General features: G+C 59.2%; 19 protein-coding genes and 2 pseudogenes. 9 read left to right on the plus strand and 12 right to left on the minus strand.

The annotated features are described in order from the left end of the window. Positions 1-33: 33 nt before the first annotated feature. From FAZ95_RS39430 to FAZ95_RS21950, 3 genes and pseudogenes are all read left to right on the plus strand, one after another. On the plus strand, positions 34-810 hold the full coding sequence (locus FAZ95_RS39430; RefSeq protein WP_217497463.1) for a hypothetical protein: 777 nt from the start codon (positions 34-36) through the stop codon (positions 808-810). 146 nt (positions 811-956) lie between these two features. Continuing rightward, positions 957-1,268: pseudogene (locus FAZ95_RS21945) on the plus strand (transposase); the annotation flags it as partial. Positions 1,269-1,415: 147 nt separating this feature from the next. After that, a complete protein-coding gene (locus FAZ95_RS21950; RefSeq protein WP_137334660.1) occupies positions 1,416-1,919 on the plus strand; it encodes a DUF8617 domain-containing protein in 504 nt (167 codons plus the stop codon). A 78-nt stretch (positions 1,920-1,997) separates the two neighbouring features. On the opposite strand, the gene FAZ95_RS21955 is transcribed toward FAZ95_RS21950, so the two are convergent. Further along, positions 1,998-2,333 (minus strand): hypothetical protein, encoded by a 336-nt coding sequence (locus FAZ95_RS21955; RefSeq protein WP_137334661.1) that lies wholly within the window; start codon positions 2,331-2,333, stop codon positions 1,998-2,000. A 431-nt stretch (positions 2,334-2,764) separates the two neighbouring features. Next, the gene (locus FAZ95_RS21960; RefSeq protein WP_137334662.1) at positions 2,765-3,334 is read right to left on the minus strand and encodes a cysteine dioxygenase family protein; all 570 of its coding nucleotides are present in this window, start codon (positions 3,332-3,334) and stop codon (positions 2,765-2,767) included. Between the two features lie 382 nt (positions 3,335-3,716). Between FAZ95_RS21960 and FAZ95_RS21965 the strand changes: the two genes are divergently transcribed. Then, the gene (locus tag FAZ95_RS21965; protein ID WP_137334663.1) at positions 3,717-4,877 is read left to right on the plus strand and encodes an IS30 family transposase; all 1,161 of its coding nucleotides are present in this window, start codon (positions 3,717-3,719) and stop codon (positions 4,875-4,877) included. Between the two features lie 224 nt (positions 4,878-5,101). Here FAZ95_RS21965 and FAZ95_RS21970 read toward each other — a convergent pair whose 3' ends face one another. Further along, positions 5,102-6,595, minus strand: a complete 1,494-nt coding sequence (locus FAZ95_RS21970) for an ATP-binding protein (protein WP_137334664.1) — start codon at positions 6,593-6,595, stop codon at positions 5,102-5,104. A gap of 554 nt (positions 6,596-7,149) precedes the next feature. On the opposite strand from FAZ95_RS21970, the gene waaC reads away from it, so the two are divergent. After that, positions 7,150-8,115 (plus strand): lipopolysaccharide heptosyltransferase I, encoded by a 966-nt coding sequence (gene waaC, locus FAZ95_RS21975; protein WP_137334665.1) that lies wholly within the window; start codon positions 7,150-7,152, stop codon positions 8,113-8,115. Then, positions 8,105-8,275: a hypothetical protein gene (locus FAZ95_RS39435; RefSeq protein WP_175425719.1), complete on the plus strand. Its 171-nt coding sequence runs from the start codon at positions 8,105-8,107 to the stop codon at positions 8,273-8,275. Before waaC ends, FAZ95_RS39435 begins: the two co-directional genes overlap by 11 nt. A 78-nt stretch (positions 8,276-8,353) precedes the next feature. Here the strand turns inward: FAZ95_RS39435 and FAZ95_RS21980 are convergent, their stop codons facing one another. Then, the gene (locus FAZ95_RS21980; protein WP_137334666.1) at positions 8,354-9,238 is read right to left on the minus strand and encodes a LysR family transcriptional regulator; all 885 of its coding nucleotides are present in this window, start codon (positions 9,236-9,238) and stop codon (positions 8,354-8,356) included. A gap of 178 nt (positions 9,239-9,416) precedes the next feature. On the opposite strand from FAZ95_RS21980, the gene FAZ95_RS21985 reads away from it, so the two are divergent. After that, on the plus strand, positions 9,417-10,526 hold the full coding sequence (locus FAZ95_RS21985) for an alkene reductase (protein ID WP_137334667.1): 1,110 nt from the start codon (positions 9,417-9,419) through the stop codon (positions 10,524-10,526). Positions 10,527-10,538: 12 nt separating this feature from the next. Next, positions 10,539-11,759, plus strand: a complete 1,221-nt coding sequence (locus FAZ95_RS21990) for an MFS transporter (protein ID WP_137334668.1) — start codon at positions 10,539-10,541, stop codon at positions 11,757-11,759. Between the two features lie 17 nt (positions 11,760-11,776). Here the strand turns inward: FAZ95_RS21990 and FAZ95_RS40530 are convergent. Together FAZ95_RS40530 and FAZ95_RS22000 are read right to left on the minus strand one after the other, a co-directional pair. Beyond that, positions 11,777-11,911, minus strand: a pseudogene (locus FAZ95_RS40530) (magnesium and cobalt transport protein CorA); the annotation flags it as partial. 227 nt (positions 11,912-12,138) lie between these two features. Beyond that, a complete protein-coding gene (locus tag FAZ95_RS22000; RefSeq protein WP_137334669.1) occupies positions 12,139-13,758 on the minus strand; it encodes a methyl-accepting chemotaxis protein in 1,620 nt (539 codons plus the stop codon). A gap of 1,105 nt (positions 13,759-14,863) precedes the next feature. Here FAZ95_RS22000 and FAZ95_RS22005 point away from each other — a divergent pair. Then, positions 14,864-15,070, plus strand: coding sequence for a hypothetical protein (locus FAZ95_RS22005; protein ID WP_254700402.1), 207 nt, complete (start codon positions 14,864-14,866; stop codon positions 15,068-15,070). A 379-nt stretch (positions 15,071-15,449) separates the two neighbouring features. Here FAZ95_RS22005 and FAZ95_RS22010 read toward each other — a convergent pair whose 3' ends face one another. The 6 genes from FAZ95_RS22010 to FAZ95_RS22035 all read right to left on the minus strand — a co-directional run bounded on the left by FAZ95_RS22010 (position 15,450) and on the right by FAZ95_RS22035 (position 22,044). Next, positions 15,450-17,024 carry an amidase family protein gene (locus tag FAZ95_RS22010; RefSeq protein WP_254700237.1) on the minus strand — a complete coding sequence of 525 codons (1,575 nt, stop codon included), beginning with the start codon at positions 17,022-17,024 and terminating at the stop codon, positions 15,450-15,452. A gap of 126 nt (positions 17,025-17,150) precedes the next feature. After that, positions 17,151-18,563 (minus strand): pyruvate kinase, encoded by a 1,413-nt coding sequence (gene pyk, locus FAZ95_RS22015; protein ID WP_137334671.1) that lies wholly within the window; start codon positions 18,561-18,563, stop codon positions 17,151-17,153. Positions 18,564-18,620: 57 nt separating this feature from the next. Next, positions 18,621-19,508 (minus strand): 2-hydroxy-3-oxopropionate reductase, encoded by an 888-nt coding sequence (gene glxR / locus FAZ95_RS22020; protein WP_137337537.1) that lies wholly within the window; start codon positions 19,506-19,508, stop codon positions 18,621-18,623. Positions 19,509-19,573: 65 nt separating this feature from the next. Beyond that, entirely contained in the window at positions 19,574-20,551 is a 978-nt protein-coding gene (locus tag FAZ95_RS22025) for a 2-hydroxyacid dehydrogenase (RefSeq protein ID WP_137334672.1), read from the minus strand. Between the two features lie 41 nt (positions 20,552-20,592). Beyond that, positions 20,593-21,009, minus strand: coding sequence for a GlcG/HbpS family heme-binding protein (locus tag FAZ95_RS22030; RefSeq protein ID WP_137334673.1), 417 nt, complete (start codon positions 21,007-21,009; stop codon positions 20,593-20,595). A 21-nt stretch (positions 21,010-21,030) separates the two neighbouring features. Continuing rightward, the gene (locus FAZ95_RS22035; protein WP_137334674.1) at positions 21,031-22,044 is read right to left on the minus strand and encodes a 2-keto-3-deoxygluconate permease; all 1,014 of its coding nucleotides are present in this window, start codon (positions 22,042-22,044) and stop codon (positions 21,031-21,033) included. Between the last annotated feature and the right edge of the window lie 241 nt (positions 22,045-22,285).

Below are 22,285 nucleotides of genomic sequence, written 5' to 3' on the forward strand. Positions count from 1 at the left end.
ATGAAGGCAGGGATTTCGGGGACTATGCTGTCCATGGCGATGCTTTCTGGATGTGCATCGATCGTAAGTGGCACGAACCAGATTGTGTCCGTGCAGACGGTGAAGGACGGTGACCAGCTTGATGGTGCGTCGTGCAAACTTGAGAATAGCAAAGGTGTTTGGTTTATTAAGACACCGGGCTCGGTGGTCGTTCATCGTGCATATGGTGACCTCAGCGTGAGGTGCGAAAAGGATGGCATTGACCCGGGACTCGCTACGGTCAAATCGCATACGAAAGGAATGGCTTTCGGCAACCTCCTATTCGGCGGCGCGATCGGTGTCGGTGTAGATGTGGGTTCCGGGGCTGCTTACGACTACCCTACGGCCATTACCTTGAGCATGGGTCACACGTCGGTGATTGACTCGTTTCCGACCAAGGCGACTGCCACCGCGTCGCCAACAACAGCAGCTTCGATCACCACGGCAGGACCGCCGCAATCGGCTCCCGTCTCAGCGCATGTCTCGACGAACCGTGGCAAGGAAGTGAGACTGTCGTGGCATGCGACGTGGAGCAAGCGCTGCGTCGGCGAGGAAGCGCCTAATCTGACGTTCATCCACGAACCGGCTCACGGACGTGTCGAAGTGCGCAGCGAACCGGTCCAACTTGCCAATACGGCATCCATGTCTGCCCCGTGCGACGGCGCGACGGTCCTCGGTATAGTGGTGTACTACATCCCGAATACCGATTATCTCGGGCAAGATCAAGTCGAGTATAGAATTGCTTCGCGATACCGGACGTATACGCGCGAAGTTTCGATCCAGATTAACTGACGACGCGACCGGCAAAACATCGCGACAATCCATTGCACATGAGAATACGCGGCCGATTTGCGACGCGACCATCTCTTGTGGGTCGATGCCGTGTGAAAACGCATTGATCGCCTAGACGGAATCAACGTATTCAGGACGGGCGATTCATGAAGCGATTCGTTGAAGGTGATGACCGCAAGCAGGTAACGCTACTGCCCGAGTGTCTGGACGATTTCGTTGCCGAGGACAACCCGGTCAGGATCGTCGAGGCCTTTGTTGAAGAACTTGAACTGGAAACACTCGGTTTCGTCGGCGTTACGCCATCAACAACGAGCCGCTCGTCCTACCATCCGGCAGTGCTACTGAAGATATACATCTACGGCTACTTGAACCGGATTCAATCGAGCCGCCGCCTTGAGCGTGAATGCCAACGCAATATCGAGCTGATGTGGCTGACTGGCCGTCTCGCGCCGGACTTCACAATGCAGCACGGAATCTGCTCCCCCCGACTTCGCGTTTCATGTTTCCATACAGCCTCGACCCAAAGCAGTCAGTTAATCTTGCCTAAAGCGGCCATTCCGAAATAGTCAGGTGCGGTGCAATTTGATCAACTCAGGCGCATACCAATGAAAATCGGCTGTACTTGCGGCGCGGTCATCATCGACCAAACCGATTACCTCGCCTATAAGGGGCACCTAGTGGCTGACGAGGACTGGGAAGACTTTGCCGAGTCGAGTCGATCGCTTGGCGAGATCGATCAGTCGTTCGTGCGGCACTGCTATCAATGCACGTCGTGCGGCAGACTGTACGTCGACGATCACGATCGGCGGTTGCTGGCATTTGTGCCCGAAACGACAGTGCCCCAATCGGCGCTGAAGTCTATCAAAGGGACTCTGTGGAAGGCACCGTTGATCGGCAGGTGGACTTCCGCGCCACTCGCCGGTGAATCAAAAGGAAACCTTTACTGCAACGGCGGGGACGGCGTCGTTGAGCAATACGACACTTGGGAGGCGCTCGAACAAGCCTACTTTGCGTTGTTCTTTCGGCTGAAAGGGCTCGGTTTGCTCAGATCGGCGCTGCTTCATAACGGCAGCAAGCAGGTCCATGCGTGGGCAGATACCGACCACTAGTCGCATGTTCATGCGTGGGCATCCAGGCGATTTCGACAGCGGGCGCGAGCGACCGAAATTTGCCGACTTCTGCTTAGCTTAATGCCTTGATTTCGGGGAATAATCGGTGGATTCCGATGGGACCCATTCAGCACTTTCCGCATCGAAGGTGTAACCGGCGATCGGCATTACGCTCAGTTGGTAAAGTTCATCTTTCTCATCGCGTATCGCCAGCCAAGCAGTTGGCTGAACGCCATAGACTTGCTCAGCATCTCTCTTGGCCTCGTTCACAGTCGGGTACCAGTGATCGCCTTCAACTTGGCGCTTCGAAAAAGAGAAGTAACGGATGAGCAAAACACCATCCGTCAGCCCAAGGATCAGGATCGATTCTATGTTTGGCAATTCCTGGGAGTTGGCCTTCGCCCACAAGCGCATCGTTTCCTCGAAAGTTTTGCTTTCGCGCCAATTGTCAGCGATCTAGCCATCGAAGTCGAATGACCGGTTGAATCCGCAGCGGCACTCTGCTCACCAGCGTTCGGCAGCACGCGACCCACTGCAGCCGGTCGCCCGGTCGGGCATCCAAGGGCAGCTAACAGGGTCATCCGGTCATCCACGCCCGCTTCTCGGGGGGAAGCAGTTCGGCCACTCCTGACATTCGCGTATCCGCCATCGTGAGGCGGCGGCTACAGACTGCATTCCTGACGTTCGCTCGTCAGCAGCTGCGAGTGACAGCTCTCGCTGCAATCAGATGCGTACTTGCGACCTCTTGCCGACATTCGGATCAACGCGACGGTAACGGTCGCTGTCAAGGTCAGGCGGCCGCTCATCGACGCCGGTTCCCTCGCTGCTTGTTGCGGGCATTCGGATCAGCTTTCGTTGTGCGGAACGGTTATGCGGCGACGGGTGCGGGCCTCAACGTCGTACACGTTAAAGTCATTCATCGTTCTGCCATAGAGGTGCAGACTGACCGCGCGGGGCCGCTCAGTTGGAACGCCGGTAACGTGAATGTGATCGGGATTGGGTACGAAGCTGGTTACGGATCCGCTCCGTAACAGGACGATACCCCCACGCACCAGGTCAATCTCTTTGTCGGCTCCTCGATCTGGTGACACCCTCACATAGGCGCGCTCCTCCAAAACGCCTTCGACCACGCCGACGACACCCCAACTTCCATGGTCGTGCACCGGTGTCCATTGACCTGGAAGCCAAACGAGTGCGTACAGCGAGAGCGCTTTATTCGGGGCCTCATAGATGAGGTTACGGGTATAGCCCGCGTCGCTGCTCAGATAGTGATGCGGTCGCAAAAACGTACTGGCATGCACGATTAGATCGAGCATCAGCGGAGCGAGCGCAAGTACGCAGTCGTCCGGCTCCGACTGGAGATCACAGCGAGCGGTGGCTTGGTTGATGAAGCTGTCGAGAACGTCTGAGGTCATGGGTATTTTGTGCCTCGATTCGGCTTAGTGCGGTGTGCCTCAGGATCTTCCTGTGGGGAGCGTTCCGGGCTCCAACCCGCGAGCGCCGTACGTACCGCATTTGGGGCTATTGCTACTCTTTGTGCCGTTCGGGAGCGCACATAGCGAGGTACGCCAGGCGCTGACCCGTCGACACAGCGCGGCACGGTGCAGAAATACTCAACACGGCGTCAGGAGCAGGGGACCGTAGCAAACAGCATGCCACCGTTCGGCGAACTCGACGATCAGAGTCGCGTTCTTTGACACCCCGTCGACCCCGGCACCTGAATGTCGGGAGAGGCCTGCGGATTCAACCGGTCGATGCAACACACTAGTCGCTGCGTAAGCAGTGGAGGTGTTGCAAATGAAGCAGAGACGGCGGATTTACTACACAGACTGCCAGAAGGCGTTGATGTGGGAGCGGTGGCGCAAAGGCGACACGCTTCATCAGATTGCCAGACTGTTCGATCGCTACCACTCGTCTATACAAGGGATTCTCGCGAAGACCGGCGGAATCCAGCCAGCACAACGACACCGCTCCAGGCTTGCCTTGACGCTTGCCGAACGAGAGGAGATTTCCCGCGCAGTAGTCGCCGGCCACTCAATCCGATCTATAGCAGCCCGACTAGGGCGTGCCCCATCTACTATCAGCCGCGAGGTCCGGCGAAATGGTGGAAGCCAGTGCTATCGGGCGAACCAGGCTGACCAGCTCGCGTGGGAGCGCGCACAGCGCCCAAAGACATGTAAGCTCGTCAGAAATCGAACGCTCGCCCAGGTGGTGGCCAGCAAGCTTCGACTGCAGTGGTCGCCAGAACAGATTGCGGGTTGGCTTAAGCACGTGTATGCGGTCAACAAGGACTATCAGGTGTCGCACGAGACAATCTATCGGAGCCTTTATATCCAGGCCCGTGGTGCGCTTAAAAGAGAGCTGCTGGAACACCTACGGCGTTCACGCGGCATGCGTAGATCGCGCCAACACACACTGAAGACCGAAGACCGTACGAACATCCGGGATGCCGTATCGATCAGTAATCGCCCTGCCACGGCAGAGGATCGCGCGATACCCGGGCACTGGGAAGGCGATTTGCTGTTCGGCAGCGCCAACAGCCAGATTGCAACACTCGTCGAACGCCGGACCCGGTTCGTGATGCTGGTGAAGATTGCCAGCAAGGACTCTGAGGCTGTAGTCAACGCTCTAATAAGGCACGCCGGCAAGCTGCCGCAGGAATTGTACAAATCGCTGACTTGGGATCGTGGCACAGAGATGGCTGATCACAAGCGCTTCACTGTCGCGACCGACATCAAGGTCTATTTCTGCGATCCTCAGAATCCTTGGCAACGCGGCACGAACGAAAACACGAACGGGCTCTTGAGACAGTACTTCCCAAAAGGAACCGATCTCTCTGTCTATTCGCAGGCGAAACTCAACGCCGTCGCCAGGCGACTCAACGAACGTCCGCGTAAAACACTAAACTTCGACACACCAGCTGAACGATTCCATCAAGCCGTTGCATCGACCGGTTGAATCCGCACCGAGCTTCGGTCGTACGGCGCCGATGTTCGATCGTCTCTTCTTGGGCGAACCCGGAAATTCTTCTCCCACTGCCGAGGCCCAGTGTCGGAGGGACATCGAATTTCCGTAGTCGACCCGTCTGAGCCATTCAAGCGCCACCGACGAACGTCCGATTGTCGGCATAGTACGGACCCTTTCGATGGCGCCACGAAAACCGCGCGAAAACAGGGGGACTGTCATTCTTCCGGCGCGTTCCCGGTGATCGATGGAAGACTGAACTCGAATGTTGCGCTGTATCCGGCATTGTTCATCGCACGCAGTTCTCCGCCGTGAGCTCGAACAATTGAACGGCATATCGACAACCCAACGCCCATGCCCTCAGGTTTCGTGGTGAAAAAAGGCTCAAAGAGCTTGCTGGCGTTCTCAGCATCAATCCCCTTTCCCGAATCTTGCACCGCGACAATCACACTGCCCTCGTCGCTGCGGCGCAACTCTATCAAGAGCTCGCGAGCCCGATCCTCAACGTTGACCATCGCCTGGATGCCATTCATGATCAGATTAGTCATCACTTGCGCCAACTGGATCCGATCGCCGAGGACGACGGGCAGGCCTGTCGCAAGCTTCGTTTTCAACGTAACGCTGTGATTCAAGACCTCGCGTTGCACGAGGGGGATAACGTCGTTGACCACCTCGTTGATCTCAAGTCGCGTCATCTGTGGGGGTGTCCGCTTGGCTAGCATGCGCACGCGCCGGAAAAGTTCCGCCAAGCGTTTGCTTTCATTAACGACGCGTCGTAGGCAGGTCAGTGCCTCCTCCAAGTTGGGCGCGTCCCGGTCGAGCCATCGCAGAGACGCTGTGGTGTAAGCGGTGATCTCGCAAAGCGGCTGCGCAAGTTCGTGAGCCAACGATGCACCCAATTCCCCCGCCGTCGTCAAACGAGCCACGTGGTGCAGCGCTTCTTCCTTCCGCTTGCGTTCAGTAATATCGGTGCTCGTTTCGAGCGTCGCGATCGGTCGACCCTGATCATTTCGCAGCAGCGCCCAGCGGGTTTCCACTGCGGCTTGTAACCCATCTCGCCGGGTATTGATCAATTCTCCCTCCCAGCGGCCCGTTGCAAACAGAGATTCCTTGATATCACCAAGCGCCACGGGAAAACGCGTGCGCAGGACAGAGTCAGCAACCTTGCCGAGCACCTCTTCCTTCTTCCATCCGTAAAGCGCTTCAGCGCCGTTGTTCCAGTAGGTAATGACGTCATCCATATCGCGAACCATCACGCTATCGCGGGTGAGGTCGAGAAGCTGCGCCTGCTTCCGATGGAATTCACTTAGTTGGCGAGCCCGGTGCACGAGCGAGGTAACAACGAGGGATGTGGTGAGGAAAGCAACCAATGCTGCGACATCCTGCACGCTATTTACTCGGAAGCTGAAGATCGGTAGCGTAAAGAAAAAGTCGAGGCAGCCAACAGCAATCACCGAAAATATGGCTGAGCAAACGAGGCAGTTCATTAGAGACAGCAGCAAGATCTCAATCAGATAGACAAACGCCGCGACCGTCAAGCCGACACCAAATCGGAAACACAGCCATGTCGAAAGCGCCAAGCCAATGCCACCGCCGGACAAGATTTTGGCAATCGCGCGCGATCTAGCGATCCGGTCGGCCTTCGTGTCTGGGTGCATCATTTGGTACGCACGGTACGCAAAGCGATCGTTCATTCCAGTATTGAGTTTCATGGGAACCCCAGTCGCCGATCCGACAGCTCCGTCAGACGCAGACGGTGAACCACGCGGTCGTCTTCTCCCCTATTAGCAGAATTGGGGCGCCATTCTGACTCCGCCGTGCGAGCTTACTCGCATCAGCCCCCCTGTCCATCGGCGGCAACCCTCCTGTGAGTCCTCACCTATCGCTAAATCCCCTTTTTTCCGCTTCACCTTGGCTCAGCTGGATCGACTGATGCCGATTTCGTCTTCTCACATACCATTTCGTAACGGCGGTAAAGACTGCTTAGGGCTTGAGTCGCGACATTCGCAATGACCAGCCGCAATGTCCGAAGTTGGCCGAACCCGGAAATTTTTTGCCACCGCCAGGCTCTGTTGTCGGAGTAACCTCGAATTTCGCTAGCCGCCCCTGAAGGGACATCTGCGCCCGACTCGCAGCCGTCCGCTCACAGGCGTGGAGCGGTCCTCGTCGTCACTGACGATCACCACGCAGTTATTTGCGTGCGGGTCTATGCCACAATAGTTCATGTCGCTCTCCGCAGGGTCGAAGTGCTTTTCGCAAACTGACTATGAAGCGAATCCTGATCATTAAAGTCACGTCCCTCGGCGATATTGTGCAGGCGCAACCGGTTGTTTCCGACCTGCGGCGCGCCTTTCCCGGCGTGAAGGTCGACTGGGCCGCCGACGAGATGTTTGCCGACGTTGCCCGCTGGAACGTCGGAATAGATCGAGTCCTTTGCGCACCGTTGCGCCGCTTCAAGAAGGAGCGCAGATGGGAGAACCTGAAAGCGATCGCTTCGGCGATTGTCGAGCTGAGGCGGGAACGATACGACGTCGTGATCGATATTCACGGCGTTTATAAAAGCGCCATCATTGCTGTTCTGGCGCGCTCATCGCGCCGTCTGGGCTATCGGTCGCGCGATCTCGGCGAACGCGGCGCGGCGTTTGCCTATACCGGACGGTTTTCCCGCCCGGAGTGCCATGCGTGGCACGGCATGCGCGTGAGCGTCGCCGAGGCGCTTGGCTATCGGCTGGAGGGGCCGCCAGTCTATAACCTGCAGCTGCCACGTGCCGAAGCGGACGTGGGTGCCACACGCACCGCTCCTCCGGTCGCGATTCTGTTTCACGCAACTTCCAATGACGAGAAGAAGTGGCCGGCGACCCACTGGGCCGCTGTCGCACGCGAATTGACCGAACGAGGCTTTCGTGTCGTATTGCCGTGGGGCACGCCGAAAGAACGGAGTGAGGCCAGCCTGATCGCGTCGCAGGCGCCAAGCGCCGCGCTGTTACCACCGATGAGTGTCGTCGAAATCGCGCAGGCGATCGAGGCCGCCGCGCTGGTCGTCGGCGTAGACACAGGCTTTGTTCACCTCGCACACGCGCTGCGCAAGCGCACAGTGATGATTTTTGTGGCGACGTCGCCGGAGCATTGCGGAATCCATAGCCCGCCCCATTCGGTGTCGGTTGGCGATGGCCGGAGCGCGCCCTCAGTTATGGACGCGCTCCGGGCCATAAACAACGTGCATGGCCAATAGAGCTCACGCGATTCCGACATCCGAGACGCACACCGCAAGCGGGGGCTGGCATGCGGCCGCCGAGTTGGGCGCAAGCGTCACGGCAGCGCCGTCGTACTGGCGCGCCGCGCCGCGTGAACATCCGCATCTGTTCGAGGACACCCGCTACGGTGCACGCTGAACGACACCCTTCCGTTCGCGATGTACGGCTGCCCCGGCTTCGCCGAGGCGCCGTACCCGGAACGTCGGCCTGCTCGCTCTAGATTTGCAAATGCTGGCTGACGTAATCGATGAAAACGCGCAGCTTTGGCGACGAATAACGGCTTGCCGGCCACAAGATCCAGAAGGTGACGGTCTGGTCGATGAAATCGTCGAGCACGATCTGCAACGCACCGCTCGCCAGTGCCTCCCGCACGAGGAAGGTCGGCAGGAAGGCGAGGCCCTTGTTTTGAAGCGCCAGAAAGCCCAGCACTTCAATGGTGTTGCTGACGAAGGTTTGCGGCAGCTCCGGCTCGGCTTCCGACGCAGCAAGCTGAAACGGCCAGCGCTCCAGCTTGCCGCTAGCGGGAAATTTATGCAGTAGACAAGCGTGTCGAACGAGTTCGGAAGGGTGCGCGGGTATGCCGTGCTGCTTGAGATAACCGGGCGAAGCAACCAGCACCTGACCGCACGAGCCGAGGCGCCGCGATACCAGCCTCGAGTCGTGCTGCTCGCCGGTGCGTATGACCGCATCGAAGCCTTCTTCGATGACATCCACCATGCGATCGGAGAGATCGACATCGAGCTCGATGTCCGGGTACTGCATCATGAACCCGTCGAGCGCCGGCATGATCAGCCCAGAGAGTTGCGGCGTGCTGATCCGCAGCCTGCCGCGCGGACTGCCGGCGGCGTCGGACAACTCGGCTTCCGCCGCTTCGACTTCGCCGAGGATGCGTCGGCACCTTTCCAGAAACAACGCACCTTCGGACGTCAGCGTGATGCTGCGCGTGCTGCGGTGAAAGAGCCGCACGCCTAGTCGTTCCTCGGTGCGCGCAATGCTTTTGCCGACAGCTGAAGACGACACGCCGAGCAGACGTCCCGCCTCGGTAAAGCTGCGGGTCTCTGCCACCTGCACAAACATCGCAATCCCGCTGAGGCTGTCCATTAGCGCGTCCCGAGGTCTTTGAAAGACATTGGCAAATGTCTCAATTGCGGACTGAAGTGTCCTAGATATTCGGAACCTTAGCCTATTTTTCTCATGTCAGTCCGTCCATACACTTCTCCTCAAGGTCGAAAGCCCGCTGTTGATCAAGCGTCACCAGCCTCTCAATCTCGAGGAAATCATGTCCAAGCTTCATTCCGCAGTCAAAGTCGGTCCTTACGAATTTGCCCATCGCGTGGTGCTGGCTCCGCTCACCCGCATGCGCGCCGAAGAAGGCGCCAAGCCCGGCCCGTTGATGGCCCAGTACTACGCCCAGCGCGCGTCGGAAGGCGGTTTCCTGATCGGTGAAGCGACGATCGCCGCACCCAACGGCAACGGCTACCTCGGCGCGCCGGGTCTCTACGACGACAGCCAGATCGCCGGCTGGAAGCTCGTGACCGATGCCGTGCACGCCAAAGGCGGCCGCATCTTCCTGCAGCTGTATCACGCCGGGCGCCAATCCAACAGCCAGTTGCAGCCGGGCGGCGCTGAGCCGGTGGCGCCGTCCGCGGTGCCGCACGGCGGACTCGCCTATACCGAAGCAGGCTGGACCCCGAACACGCCGAGCCGCGCGCTGACCATCCCCGAAATCGCCGAGCTCGTCGAGCGCTTCCGCACCGCCGCCATCCGCGGCAAGGAGGCCGGATTCGACGGCGTTGAACTGCACGCCGCCAATGGCTACCTGTTCGATCAATTCCTCCAGGACGGCAGCAACAAGCGCACCGACATCTACGGCGGATCGTTCGAAAACCGGGCCCGCTTCCTGATGGAAGCCACCCAGGCCGTCATCTCTGTGTGGGGCAGCGACCGCGTGGCTGTGCGCCTCGGTCCGAGCGGCACCTGGGGCGATATGTCCGACAGCGATCCGGAGGGTCTCTTCACCTACGTCGCGCAGGAACTGGCCAAACTCGACCTGGCCTACCTGCACCTGATCGAGCCGCGCGTGCTGGGCAACGTCGACGACGCGAGCAAGGATCAGAACCCGGTCGCCGCGCAACGGATCCGCAAGCACTACACGGGGACCATCATCGCCGCCGGCGGCTTCAAAGCCGCTACTGCCGAAGCCGTCCTGCAGACAGGCGACGCCGACCTGGTTGCCTTTGGCCGCGATTTCATCGCGAACCCGGATCTGCCTGAACGCTTGCGCCTTCAGCTGCCGCTGAACCCGTACGACCGCCCCACGTTTTTCGGGGGCACCGACGTCGGCTATACCGACTACCCGCTCTATAGCCATGACGCGGTAGCAGCGTAAGCGGAGCGCACGATGACCTCCACGCCCCAGTCCACGTCCCTTGCGCCGTTGTACTGGCTGGCGCTGGGAACGTTCGCAGTCGGCACCGAGAGCTTCATGATTGCCGGCCTGTTGCCCGACATTGCTTTGGATCTGCATACGAGCATCGTCGCAACAGGCCAGCTAGTCACGGTGTTTGCTTTGGCCTACGCACTCAGCTCGCCGGTCCTGACGGCACTGACCGGCACGTTCCATCGGCGCACGCTGATGATCCTGGCACTGTCGGCATTCACGCTGGCGAACTTCATCGCCTGGGCCGCCCAAAACTATTGGGAATTGATGGCGGCCCGCATCCTGCTCGCCGCAGCCGCCGGTCTGTATGTTCCCGGAGCCAACGCACTGGCCGGCGCGATCGCCGGTCCGGAACGGCGCGGCACGGCGCTCGCCATCGTCAACGGCGGCATTACGATCGCGGTCGCCTTTGGCGTGCCGCTGGGCGCATTGGTCGGAGAACGGCTCGGCTGGCGGATGACCTTTGCGGGCGTCGCCGCCCTGTCCGCCGCGGCTACGGCCGGGTTGCTGTTCGGCCTGCCGCGCAACATCGGCGCACGATTGCCGACTGCCACGCTGCGCGAGCGTCTCCATGTCGCACGTCAGCCGGTCATCCTGATGACCTTGCTCGTCACTACGCTGTGGGCCATGGGCGCCTATACGATCTATACGTACCTGGCGCTGTTCGTTGCCAAATCCACGCCGTTGCATGGCGCGCAAATCGGCTACGTGCTGTTCACCTGGGGCGTTGCGGCAGCCATCGGCGTGTTCATCGGCGGCAAGGCGGTGGATCGCCTCGGCCACGGCCGCGTGATCATCCCCTGCCTGAGCGTGTCGATCCTCGCCTTCTCGCTCATGTCGGCGAGCGCGCACTGGCTGCCGACGACGTTGGCGCTAATCCCCGTCCTGATCGGTGTTGTGGCCTGGGGCATTTCTCACTGGTCCTTCTACCCCGCTCAGCAAGCAGGGCTGATCAACCTCGCTGGCCTGCGAGGCACGCCCATTGCCCTGTCACTGAACGCTTCGTTCATGTATCTCGGCTTTTCGCTCGGCGCCGCGCTCGGTTCCCTGACCTTGAGTCTCACCTCGGTAAACAACCTTGGCTGGACCGCTGCTGCGTGCGAAGCCGCAGCGCTGATGCTGACAGCAAGCATCGGGGGGCATTTGGTCAGGGTACGTAAAGGAGCGATCACTGCCGCATAAGGTATCGCTACCTCGATAAAATCATGCACCACGTCCTGAACCGCTCGACGATCGACATTCCTCAGAGAGGTCATCGCAATACTGATCTTCTGGATTTCTCGTGGCTTCAGATAACGAAACGCCTCCGCAGCTTCGTCCTCGCCGAGAGCCATCAGCAGCAGCGCCCGAAGCAATATACAGCTTCCTAAACGCTGCGAGAATTTCCGACGGAGGAACGGCGCAACCGTGATCGCGCATCGTCTGCGAATATGTCATGGGTCCCTTGGGCATCGACATCGGCTGGCGTCAACATCGAGCCACACGCGGCTACCAGTAGGTTAGGAACAGCCACGCCAGAAAGAGAGCGCACGCTAGCAAAACTAGCGCGCTCAGCGCTCGCCTAGGCATAGGCTACATCCGCTATTTCTGCCGGCACTAACGAGTGTTCATCAGTGTCCGGTGCAAGTTCAGCGTTGCCAAGGCGGAAGGTCGAAACGATTTGTGCCAAGCCACTCGCTTGCTCACTAAGCGACTGAGCCGCCGCTGCGGCTTGTTCCACGAGCGCCGCGTTCTGTTGGGTCGCCGAGTCCATTTGCGAAATGGCATTGCCAACTTGCTGGATGCCGGAGCGCTGTTCGCTCGAGGCCGCAGCGATCTCATGGATGATCGAATCCACGCGCTTAACCGCTGTGACGACCTCACGAATTGCGGAGCCTGCTTCGGACACCATAACCGAACCATTGCCCACTGTCGCAACAGACTCTTGAACCAAACGCTTGACATCCTTTGCCGCCGTAGCGGCGCGCAGCGCCAGGGTGCGCACTTCGCTAGCTACGACGGCGAACCCCCTGCCTTGTTCACCGGCCCGGGCCGCTTCCACTGCCGCATTGAGCGCTAGGATGTTTGTCTGAAATGCAATTCCCTCGATGACGCTCACGATTTCGCCGATCTTGGCCGACGAGCTCGAAATCTCCTGCATCGTTCCAATCACTTTTTCAACCGCCTGACCGCCACGATCTGCAATTTCGGAGGCCGTATTCGCCAGTTCGTTGGCACGCGAAGCGTTGTCGGCGTTATTCGTCACCATCGACGTCATTTGCTCCATGCTGGAAGCGGTCTCTTGAAGCGATGCAGCCTGTTCTTCGGTGCGCTGAGATAGGTCGGTGTTTCCGACGGCGATCTCCTGAGTGGCGGACTTGATCGATTCTGCAGAAGTCCTGATTTCTCCGACCGTGCGTGCGAGCTGCGAGCGCATCTCTTCCATCGCATACAACACGCTGCGTTCGCTTGTTCCTGTCGTCTTTATCCGAACACTGAGATCGCCGCGAGCGATGCGGCGAGCAGTCTCGGCTGCATACTCGGGGTCGCCTCCGAGGGTACGATTCAGGGAGCGGTTCAGCAGGATGACGACTGCCGAGAGCATGAGCCCGGCGATCGCCAGGATCGCCCCTGACTGAATCAGCGAGTGGCGAAACGCACTATCGATGTCGTCGGTGTAGACGCCGTTGAGGAAAACCCAACCCCAAGGCTTGAAAGTCGAAACCCGTGTGAGCTTCGGTACCGGTTTTTCCTCGCCCGGGCGCGGCCACACATAATGAATGAAGCCGGCCCCGCTTGCCTTTGCCACATCGACGGCGTCCCGATACAGCAATGTGCCGTTCGCGTCCTTGAAATCGCCGAGCGCCCGGCCGACAAGCTCGGGCTTGAACGGATGCATGAGCATCTTCGGCTCGTCAGTCATGACCGTGTAGTAACCGTCTTTGCCAAAGCGCAGGCCTTTGATGCGCGCCAGTGCCTCTTTTTGTGCAGCGTCTCGCGTCATCACGCCTTGTTTTTCCAGGTCGGCATATTCGCTTACGAGGCTGATGACGTTGTCCGCGTTGTTCGCCAAGTCGCTCTTGCGTTCTTCGATGCGCACGACGCGCGACGACCACGCTTGGAAAGCCGTGACCGCGATCAGGCATGCGAGACTCAGGTACAGGGGCAGCCACAGTTTCTGCGCAAACGTTTTCGTTCTCATAGTCGACTCATCGCACAGTTCCAGCAGGGATGCCGTGGATGACGGCATATTCCGCAACTACTTAATTAGGGTAAACACCTAATCCGTTCAACGCCAGGGCGCGCTTAGTCGCGATGCCATAACGCGCACCACCACAGTTTTGGCTCTCGGAATCGCCAGAACCGTTTGGCCGACAGACGCTGTCGGTTTTTCTCAGCATCTCTAATTAATGTCTAGCGAAATAACGAATTTCGAGCCGAACGCGTCACAGTGATGTGTATGGGCTCGTAGCCAGACAAAGCTCTCGTTGATCGTACGCCCGTCAAAGTCTGCAGATCGAACTGGTGGTTTCACACACTAAAGACTCCGAAGCGGCCGCGTGTTGATTAGGGTTTGCCCCACTCAAAACAATTCGAAACGAAGCCGTTATTGACGTTGATCTCAACGATGTGGGCGTTGGTTCAAACATGAAAAAGCAAACGTTTGGCCGAAGTCTGTGGCTGTCGTTACTTCCGAGCTTGATCTGTTTGGCCGTGATTCCCGGGGTCGACGCATGGTTACTGCGTCAAGTGCATCGAACAAACCTTGCCCCGGTTTTTCGCGGTCCGGCCAGGCGTAACCTTTCTGGCCATCCTCTGCTCGAGGGATTGCCTGCGCCCGGTCGTGAAGGCGACGTTTGACGCGAAGTCGGGACTCGACACTATTTGCTTGGGCTGAGTTCCGAAACGAAATAGCCTGCTGCGGAACGCTGAACATGTTAGACGCTGAAATTGCCGCGACACTGCTTAACCGGCGGGACCGCAGTCACGCGCAACCCGAATGCCATTCGCCGCTCGCGCTCTTGCAAGAGGGGAAACTTAACTTCAAGCATGGAAGCGGCGACGTTCGCTCTGCAGATCCAGCCGAAGACTGGTGCCTTAGCATCGAATGGCTGACGTTCTCCGACGGCTCCCACGCCTTACGTGTCGCCATCCCGAATGAACGAAGCTGTTGGTCGCCATGGGCAGCCACCGAGTCGACCCAGTAACACGACGTCAGTATTTCGCGCCAGGTCGAGGCTGCAGAGCCGAGACTGCGATGTGAGATTCGAAGCTTTCACAAGTCACTGCAGGAGATGAACGTGAACATGGTGAAGACAGAGATCGAACAACTCGAGAAGGCACTGAACGCGTTGGTGCATCACCCGCAACTCATCCGCCGCGACTATTGGACGTCGCAGATTGAAAGTGTGTTGGAGCGGACCGGCCTGTCCCCGCAAGATCGAAAACGCCTGCAAGCCCTGCGCGATTTGCTTGGTTTCCTGACGGGCGAGTGTACTGCTATATCGCCGTAGCGCGGCCCCGGCATGCCGAGTCGTCGATGACGCAAGGGCGATCAGTCTGCGGTGAACGCTGTGTCGTGTCGCCACCAGAAGTCGTCATCGCACTCGGCGATCTCTACATCCATTTGACTGCAGCCGCCCAACGTGGCACCTACGGGCTGAAAGTCCGTGACGCACAAGTGAATGTCGGTTGTTGCCGAAAGAGCTGTCGTTAAAAGCAACACCGGCGATCGTCGCTTCATGGCCGGTGTCTGCCCGATGCGGTCGGTCCTAGTCGACCTAGGGTGTGTGAAAACGCGCTGATCGCCTAAACTGAATCGACGCGTTCGTTGAAGCGCTCGAATAGAGCGCAAACGCGCCAACGAGTTTAGTTGCGATCGCTCGTCGTTGCTCAATAACGCGCCAATGAAGGTGTGGATGCTGGCATCTTGCGCGCGTGGGTAGCCTGTTCAAAGCCGTACGTGTACCGGATGAGTTGCGGCTCGCTCCAGGGTCGTCCGATAAATTCGATGCCTACAGGTACGCCACGCGGTGCGTCATCCGTTGGCGAAGCAAACCCAGCGGGAACGACGATCGATGGGAAACCTGTAAGCGCAGCCAGAATACCATTACGCTCGCTCTGATCGTACTCTCCAATCGGTACCGGCAAGCGTTTTTGATGCGGGTAGACCGCCGCATCCAAATGATTTTCAGCCATCAAATTTGCAAGATCAATCTTGAGAGCATGAATTTTTATCAGCCGGTCCTTGTAGGCGGTTTCATTTAGGCCATTTTTATAGCTTTGAGCTGACAGCAGGAATTTTTGCAAAGATTGATTCGTCTTCCCAGAATTAATAATATCATCCAATGAATGCGCGGGCGCCTTGGGGCTATAGGTATTCAAATAGCTGTTGATACTGCTCTTATATTCATATTTCTGAACATCAAGATCCGCGTTCAATCTATCGGTATCCAACTCAGGTGCTGCTATAGGGACAACGATTGCCCCGTTTTTCTTCAGCATATCGATGGCATTTGCCATCACTCGGTTAACCTCCTGATCCTCGGGCCCCTTGCCGAAAAGCGCTTCCAGCACGCCGATGCGCGCCCCTTTCAGCCCAGTTTTGTCCAGAAAAGCCGTGTATGTTTTGGGTATGTGGCCATCGCTCAACGCCGTAACCGGATCGGCCGCGTCATAGCCGGCCATGACATCGAGCATTCGAGCGGCATCGGATACAGAGCGCGTAATCGGCCCCGCTTCATCCTGCGTGAAGGACACCGGCACAATGCCGGCGCGGCTAACCAGTCCGAGAGTCGGGCGAATGGACACCAGGCTATTGGCAGAGGCTGGCGAACGCAGTGAATTTGCGGTATCCGAGCCAGTACCGACGGTTGCAAAATTGGCAGCAAGTGCCGCCGCTGTACCACCGCTCGACCCACCGGGCGTCAATTTTAGATCGTATGGATTCTTGGTTTGCCCACCCAGCGAACTCACAGTGACACCGCCCAGGGCAAATTCCTGCAGGTTGGTCTTGCCAAGGATCAACGCGCCATTTTTCTTCAGTTGGCTTACTACATAGGCATCTTGCGGGGGCTGTGCGCCTGCTAATGAAGCGGAACCCGCAGTGGTCGGCATATCGGCGGTATCGTAGTTATCTTTTAGTACTGTTGGTATGCAGTACAGCGATGATATTTTTCCGGTACGTTTAAACTGGCGATCCATTGCGTCGGCTTGCTCAAGAGCGTCTGGATTAACATAGAGCATTGCATTTAATGCGGGACCTTGTTTGTCATACGCCTGAATTCGATCCAGATATTGCTGCACCAGACTATGACAGGTCAGAGTGCCACTTCGCATCGCCTGATGAATGCCGTTTATGGACGCGTCCATCAAGCCAAATGAAATACCTGCGCAATAACCTACCGACGGTAGTAAACCCGCCACCAATGCCATAGCAAATGGAACTCGCTTGAATGGTTGCCTCACTTGGCTGCTCCTGATTTATCGGAATGTTTGTGGAAACGACAATTGTGTGTTGTTGGGCCGACATCGATTACCTGGAAACGCGGTGCGTACTGAACCTGACGATGGCCGGCTGGCGGGTAGCGCCGCTCAGATTTCTGCAATGCGCAATAGATTGGTCGTGCCGGCCTTGCCAAACGGCATGCCTGCCGCAATGGCGACCTGATCGCCCTCACGGACCACGCCTTCCCGCATGGCGATTCCGCGCGCGACGGTGACCATTTCATCGATCGACTCGATATCCGCACTGACGGTGGAATGCACGCCCCACACCAGCGCCAGGCGCCGTGCTGTGGCAAGCCGCGGCGCGATGCTCAGAATCGGCGCCAGCGGTCGCTGCCGCGCCGCGCGCAAGCTCGTGAAGCCGGACGTCGTATAGGTAATCGTGGCCGCCGCGCCGAGCGTGTGCGCGACATTGCGCAGCGCCGCACAGATTGCGTCGCCACGCGTCGGTAGCGGGAGTTCCTCATGAGCGTCGATGAGGCTCCGATACAACGGATCACGCTCGGCTTCGCCGATGATCCGGTCCATGATCGAGACGGCCGGGACCGGAAAGCTGCCGCTCGCGGACTCCGCCGACAGCATGACCGCGTCGGCCCCATCGAAGATCGCGGTCGCAACGTCGGACGCCTCGGCGCGTGTAGGCACCGGCGCCGAGATCATCGACTCGAGCATCTGAGTCGCGACGATCACTGGCTTGCCGTGATCGCGACACGCGCGAATGATCCGCTTCTGCACGCCCGGCACGCGCTCGGGCGGCAGCTCGACGCCCAGGTCACCACGCGCCACCATGACAGCGTCGGAAACTTTGACGATCTCGTCCAGCTGTTCAAGCGCCGCGGGCTTTTCGAGCTTCGCCATCAACCATGCGCGATCGCCTACCCACGCACGGGCCTCGATCATGTCTTGCGGGCGTTGAACGAACGACAGAGCGATCCAATCCGCCCCCAGGGACAGGGCGAATTCAAGATCGATCAGGTCCTTTGCTGTCAGCGCCGGGATCGGCAAAACGGCGTCGGGTACGTTGACTCCTTTGCGGTCCGACAACACGCCGCCGTGCGTGACGCGCGTGCGGATCGACTCGCCGTCGCTGTCGAGCACTTCGAGTCGAAGCTTGCCGTCATCGAGCAGCAGCGATTGGCCGCGCTTCACTGCCTCGAACAGCTCCGGATGGGGCAGACAGACCCGCTCGGCATCGCCAACAGCAGGGTTTCGGTCAAGCACGAATCGCGCGCCGGGCGTCAGAGTGACTTTGCCCGACGCAAAAGTGCCGACCCGCAATTTGGGGCCCTGCATGTCGGCGAGGACCGCGATCGGCCGCCCGGACACGCGCTCGACCTCCCGCACGATTTCATAGCGCCGACGATGGTCATCGTGCGAGCCATGGCTGAAGTTCAGCCGAAACACGTCCACACCGGCGTTGAAGAGCTCGGAAATCGTTTGGAGGTCAGAGGTTGCGGGTCCGAGGGTTGCAACAATCTTGGCTTTTCGTAGGCGAGGCATGATTGGTCACCAGAATGAACAGCGGTTAGCGCCGACTTGCGAGCGCGGCATGGCTCATCACTTGCTGGCGATTTCATGCCCGGACAGCAATTCGATCACCCGGCACAACGCGGAGTGGTCGAGCTTGCTCATGCCGTTCGCGGCACAGGCGTTCATCAGTTCCTGCGCGGATGCGGTATGAGGCATGGAAACGCCAAGCGCCTTGGCACCCTGCAAGGCCAGGTTGAGATCCTTCTGGTGCAGCTCGATGCGAAAGCCCGGATCGAAGGTGCGCTTGATCATCCGCTCGCCATGCACTTCGAGAATCCGCGACGCCGCGAAGCCGCCCATCAGTGCCTGGCGCACTTTCACCGGATCCGCACCGGCCTTCGACGCAAACAGCAACGCTTCCGACACCGCCTGGATGTTCAGAGCGACGATGATTTGATTGGCCACCTTGGTGGTCTGGCCGTCGCCGTTGCCGCCGACGAGCGTGATGTTCTTGCCCATCAACTCAAATAGAGGCTTGACCTTGTCGAACGCCTCCTGCGAGCCGCCGACCATGATCGTCAGCGATGCGGCCTTTGCTCCCACTTCGCCACCCGATACTGGCGCATCGAGATACGGGCTGCCTAGCGCGTTGATTCGCGTCGCGAATTCCTTCGTCGCTAGCGGCGAAATCGAACTCATATCGACCACGATCTGGCCGGCGCCGAGCCCCTTCGCCACGCCATCGTCGGCAAACAGCACGGCGTCGACGTGCGGCGTATCAGGCACCATCACGATCACTATCTCACTCTGGCGCGCGACCTCTTCCCCGCAGTGACAGACCTTGCCGCCAGCCGCCACGAGCGCGTCAGGCACTGGATTGCGGTCGTGCAGAAACAGTTGGTGACCGCCTCGTTGCAGGTTGGCCGCCATTGGGGCGCCCATGATGCCAAGACCAATGAATCCCACTTTAGCCATAACTTCCTCTTCTGAATGTTCAGGTTTTGCAAAAGACCGTCGGGAGCAAGTTTCCCGCCGGAAGGTCAGACGAGCACCTCGGGGTTGATGCAATTCCGCGGCCGTTCGCCGTTGAGAACGCCGAGCACGTTCCCGACCGCGATGTTGCCCATTGCAATTCGCGTTTCGATGGTGGCTGACGCGATATGCGGGACGATGACGACATTCTCGAGTTCCAACAGCCCGTCCTCGAGGTCTGGCTCGTTCTCGAACACATCGAGCCCCGCGCCCCAAATCATCTTGTCCCGCAGCGCAGTGACAAGCGCGCGCTCGTCGATGAGCGGACCACGCGCGGCATTGATCAGGACTGCCGTTTTCTTCATCAGAGCAAACTCTCGCGCGCCGAGATAATGCCGGGTCTCCGGCGTCAGGGGCAGATGCAGCGACAGGAAATCCGATTCGCGCAGCAGGGTTTCCTTATCCACGAAGGTGGCGCCTAGTTCGTCCTCGAGCGTTCGATTCGGATGCGCATCGGTGTAGATGACCTTCATGTCGAACGCCTTCGCCTTACGGGCGAATTTCGCGCCAATCCGCCCGAGGCCAGCCACGCCAACCGTCTTGTGGTCGATATCCTGGCCGATGAAGGCCATTGGCGCCCAGCCTTCCCAACGGCCCGCGCGCACATAGCGCTCGGCTTCCGAAGTGCGGCGCGTGACCGCGAAGAGCAGCGCCCATGCGTGAGCTGCCGTGGCGTCGTCGAGCACACCGGGAGTATTGGTCATGACGATCTTGCGCGCCGTGGCCGCCGCAACATCGAAGTTGTTGAACCCCACCGCGTAGTTCGCGAAGATTCGGCACTGCGGCCCGGCAGCGTCGAGGACCGCCGCGTCGACGGTATCGGTGAGCAGCGTGATGACCGCGTCGCGACCCCGCACGGCCTCGAGCAACTCGTCACGTGTGAGCGCGCGGTCGTGCGGGTTGACTTCGACGTGGTGAACGGCGCGCAGCGCATCGATGTTTTGCTGCGGAATCATTCGGGTTACGTAGATATTCGAGTGAGCCATGAATCGTTCTCTAGCTGAAATGTTGAAAATAGATGGACCGATCAACCAGCAAGCCCAAGCAGCCGGGCGGCCACCTGCTCGGCCAGCGCCTGATCGTCGGCCGGCGCGAGCCCGCTTACGCCAATTGCACCGAGCACTCGCCCGTGCGCGTCGGCAAGCAACGCACCGCCCGGCAGCGCAGTAAGCAGCGGGTCGCAAAAAAAGCCGATTGGCACATCGTCGGCTCGCAGCCGTTCGAGGAAGGCAACCGTGCTCGTACCCATCCGGGTACAGGTGTAAGCCTTCTGCTGCGCGAGCTGAATGCTGCGGACGGGCGCCCCGTCCATCCGACGGAACACGATCAGAAAACCAAATGCGTCGCACACGGCAACGCAGACCGGCTTGGCGTACGCACTGCGCGCATGCGTGCATGCGGCAGTGAGCAGCTTGTCGGCAATTTCCAGCGATAGGCTCTGCATGGTCTTCTCTCCTTTCCTGACTTAGCTCTGGTTGACGGCACGCTGCGACTCGTCGAGCTCGGCTCGACCTTCTTCGTTGACGAGCGCAGCGCTCGGAGCGATACCCGAACGACTCCGGGTCCGCTTGTAAACCCACGCGGTCAGCATCGGAGTGAGTACTGCGGTCACGATTACCGACGCGGCGACCTGAACGGTCGCGGCTGGCGCGATAGCTGCGTAGCTGTGGTCGGAAAGCGCGATGGCCTGCGGCGTACCGGCAGCATTGCCCGCCGTGCTCGACGCGGCGGCACCCGCGACGCCGGTGCCACCGAGCAGGCGGTCGGCGACGATACAGACGAAGCCGGTGACCACGAACACGGCAATACCAAGGACGATGCCCGGCGTTCCGGCCGTGAAGACCGATTTGAGGTTGATCCCCTGCCCCAGCGTAAAAGCCATGAATGGCACGATAAGCGGCTCGTGCTTGCTGAAGAAATCGCGCAATTCGCGGTCTAGATTGCCAAGAATTGCACCGGCGAAGATGGGCGCAATGACCGATAGCATCGTCAGCCACGGAATGTTCGCGAGGCCCGCCCCCACAAGCACCAGCATCGTCACGAAGGGGCCGGTCTCGATGCTTTGCGCCACGTACGTGCCGGAGTCTTCCTTATTGCCGAAAGCGCTTGTCAGCGCGAGGAACATCCCGCCATTGGTGTCGTTCATCGCGGCAAGAATCGCCAGTGTCGACAAGCCGAGGAGATTGCCGTGGAACAGGTGTGCAACGGCGAGCGCGATCGCGATCGCAATGCCGACCTTGGCGAACAAGATGCCGAAGCCGCGCTTGAGCATGGTTGGCGCGGCGTGCAGTGTCATCTTGGTGCCGACCGTGAAGAGGTACATGGCGAGCACCGTCGGATAACCGACATTGGTCAGCGCCTGCGTGAACCCGCCGATCTTCAATGCATTCGGAATGAAAGTGTTGATTGCCATACCGATAAAGAGCGGCACGACCATCAGGCCGCCGGGCACTTTGTTGATAGTCTGAAATATGCGCATGATGCGTTCATCTCCTTGGGTACTGCATGAGTCCCTGGCGACGCCGTCGGCGCCGCCTCTCCTGGTGGTGCTCCGTCATGTCCTCCGCGTGCGCGGGTGCGCCGCCTGGAGCTGGCAGCGAAAAGCGGTCGGGTACACCCGCCCGGTGCGGCGTTCGATCATCAGCGCTTGCGTGCCAGCGGATCGGGCGAGTTGCCTGGCATATCTATATTAGGAATGCGAACTATCTACATTGGATTCC

The sequence above is a fragment of the Trinickia violacea genome (assembly GCF_005280735.1).
Taxonomy (GTDB): Bacteria; Pseudomonadota; Gammaproteobacteria; order Burkholderiales; family Burkholderiaceae; genus Trinickia_A; species Trinickia_A violacea.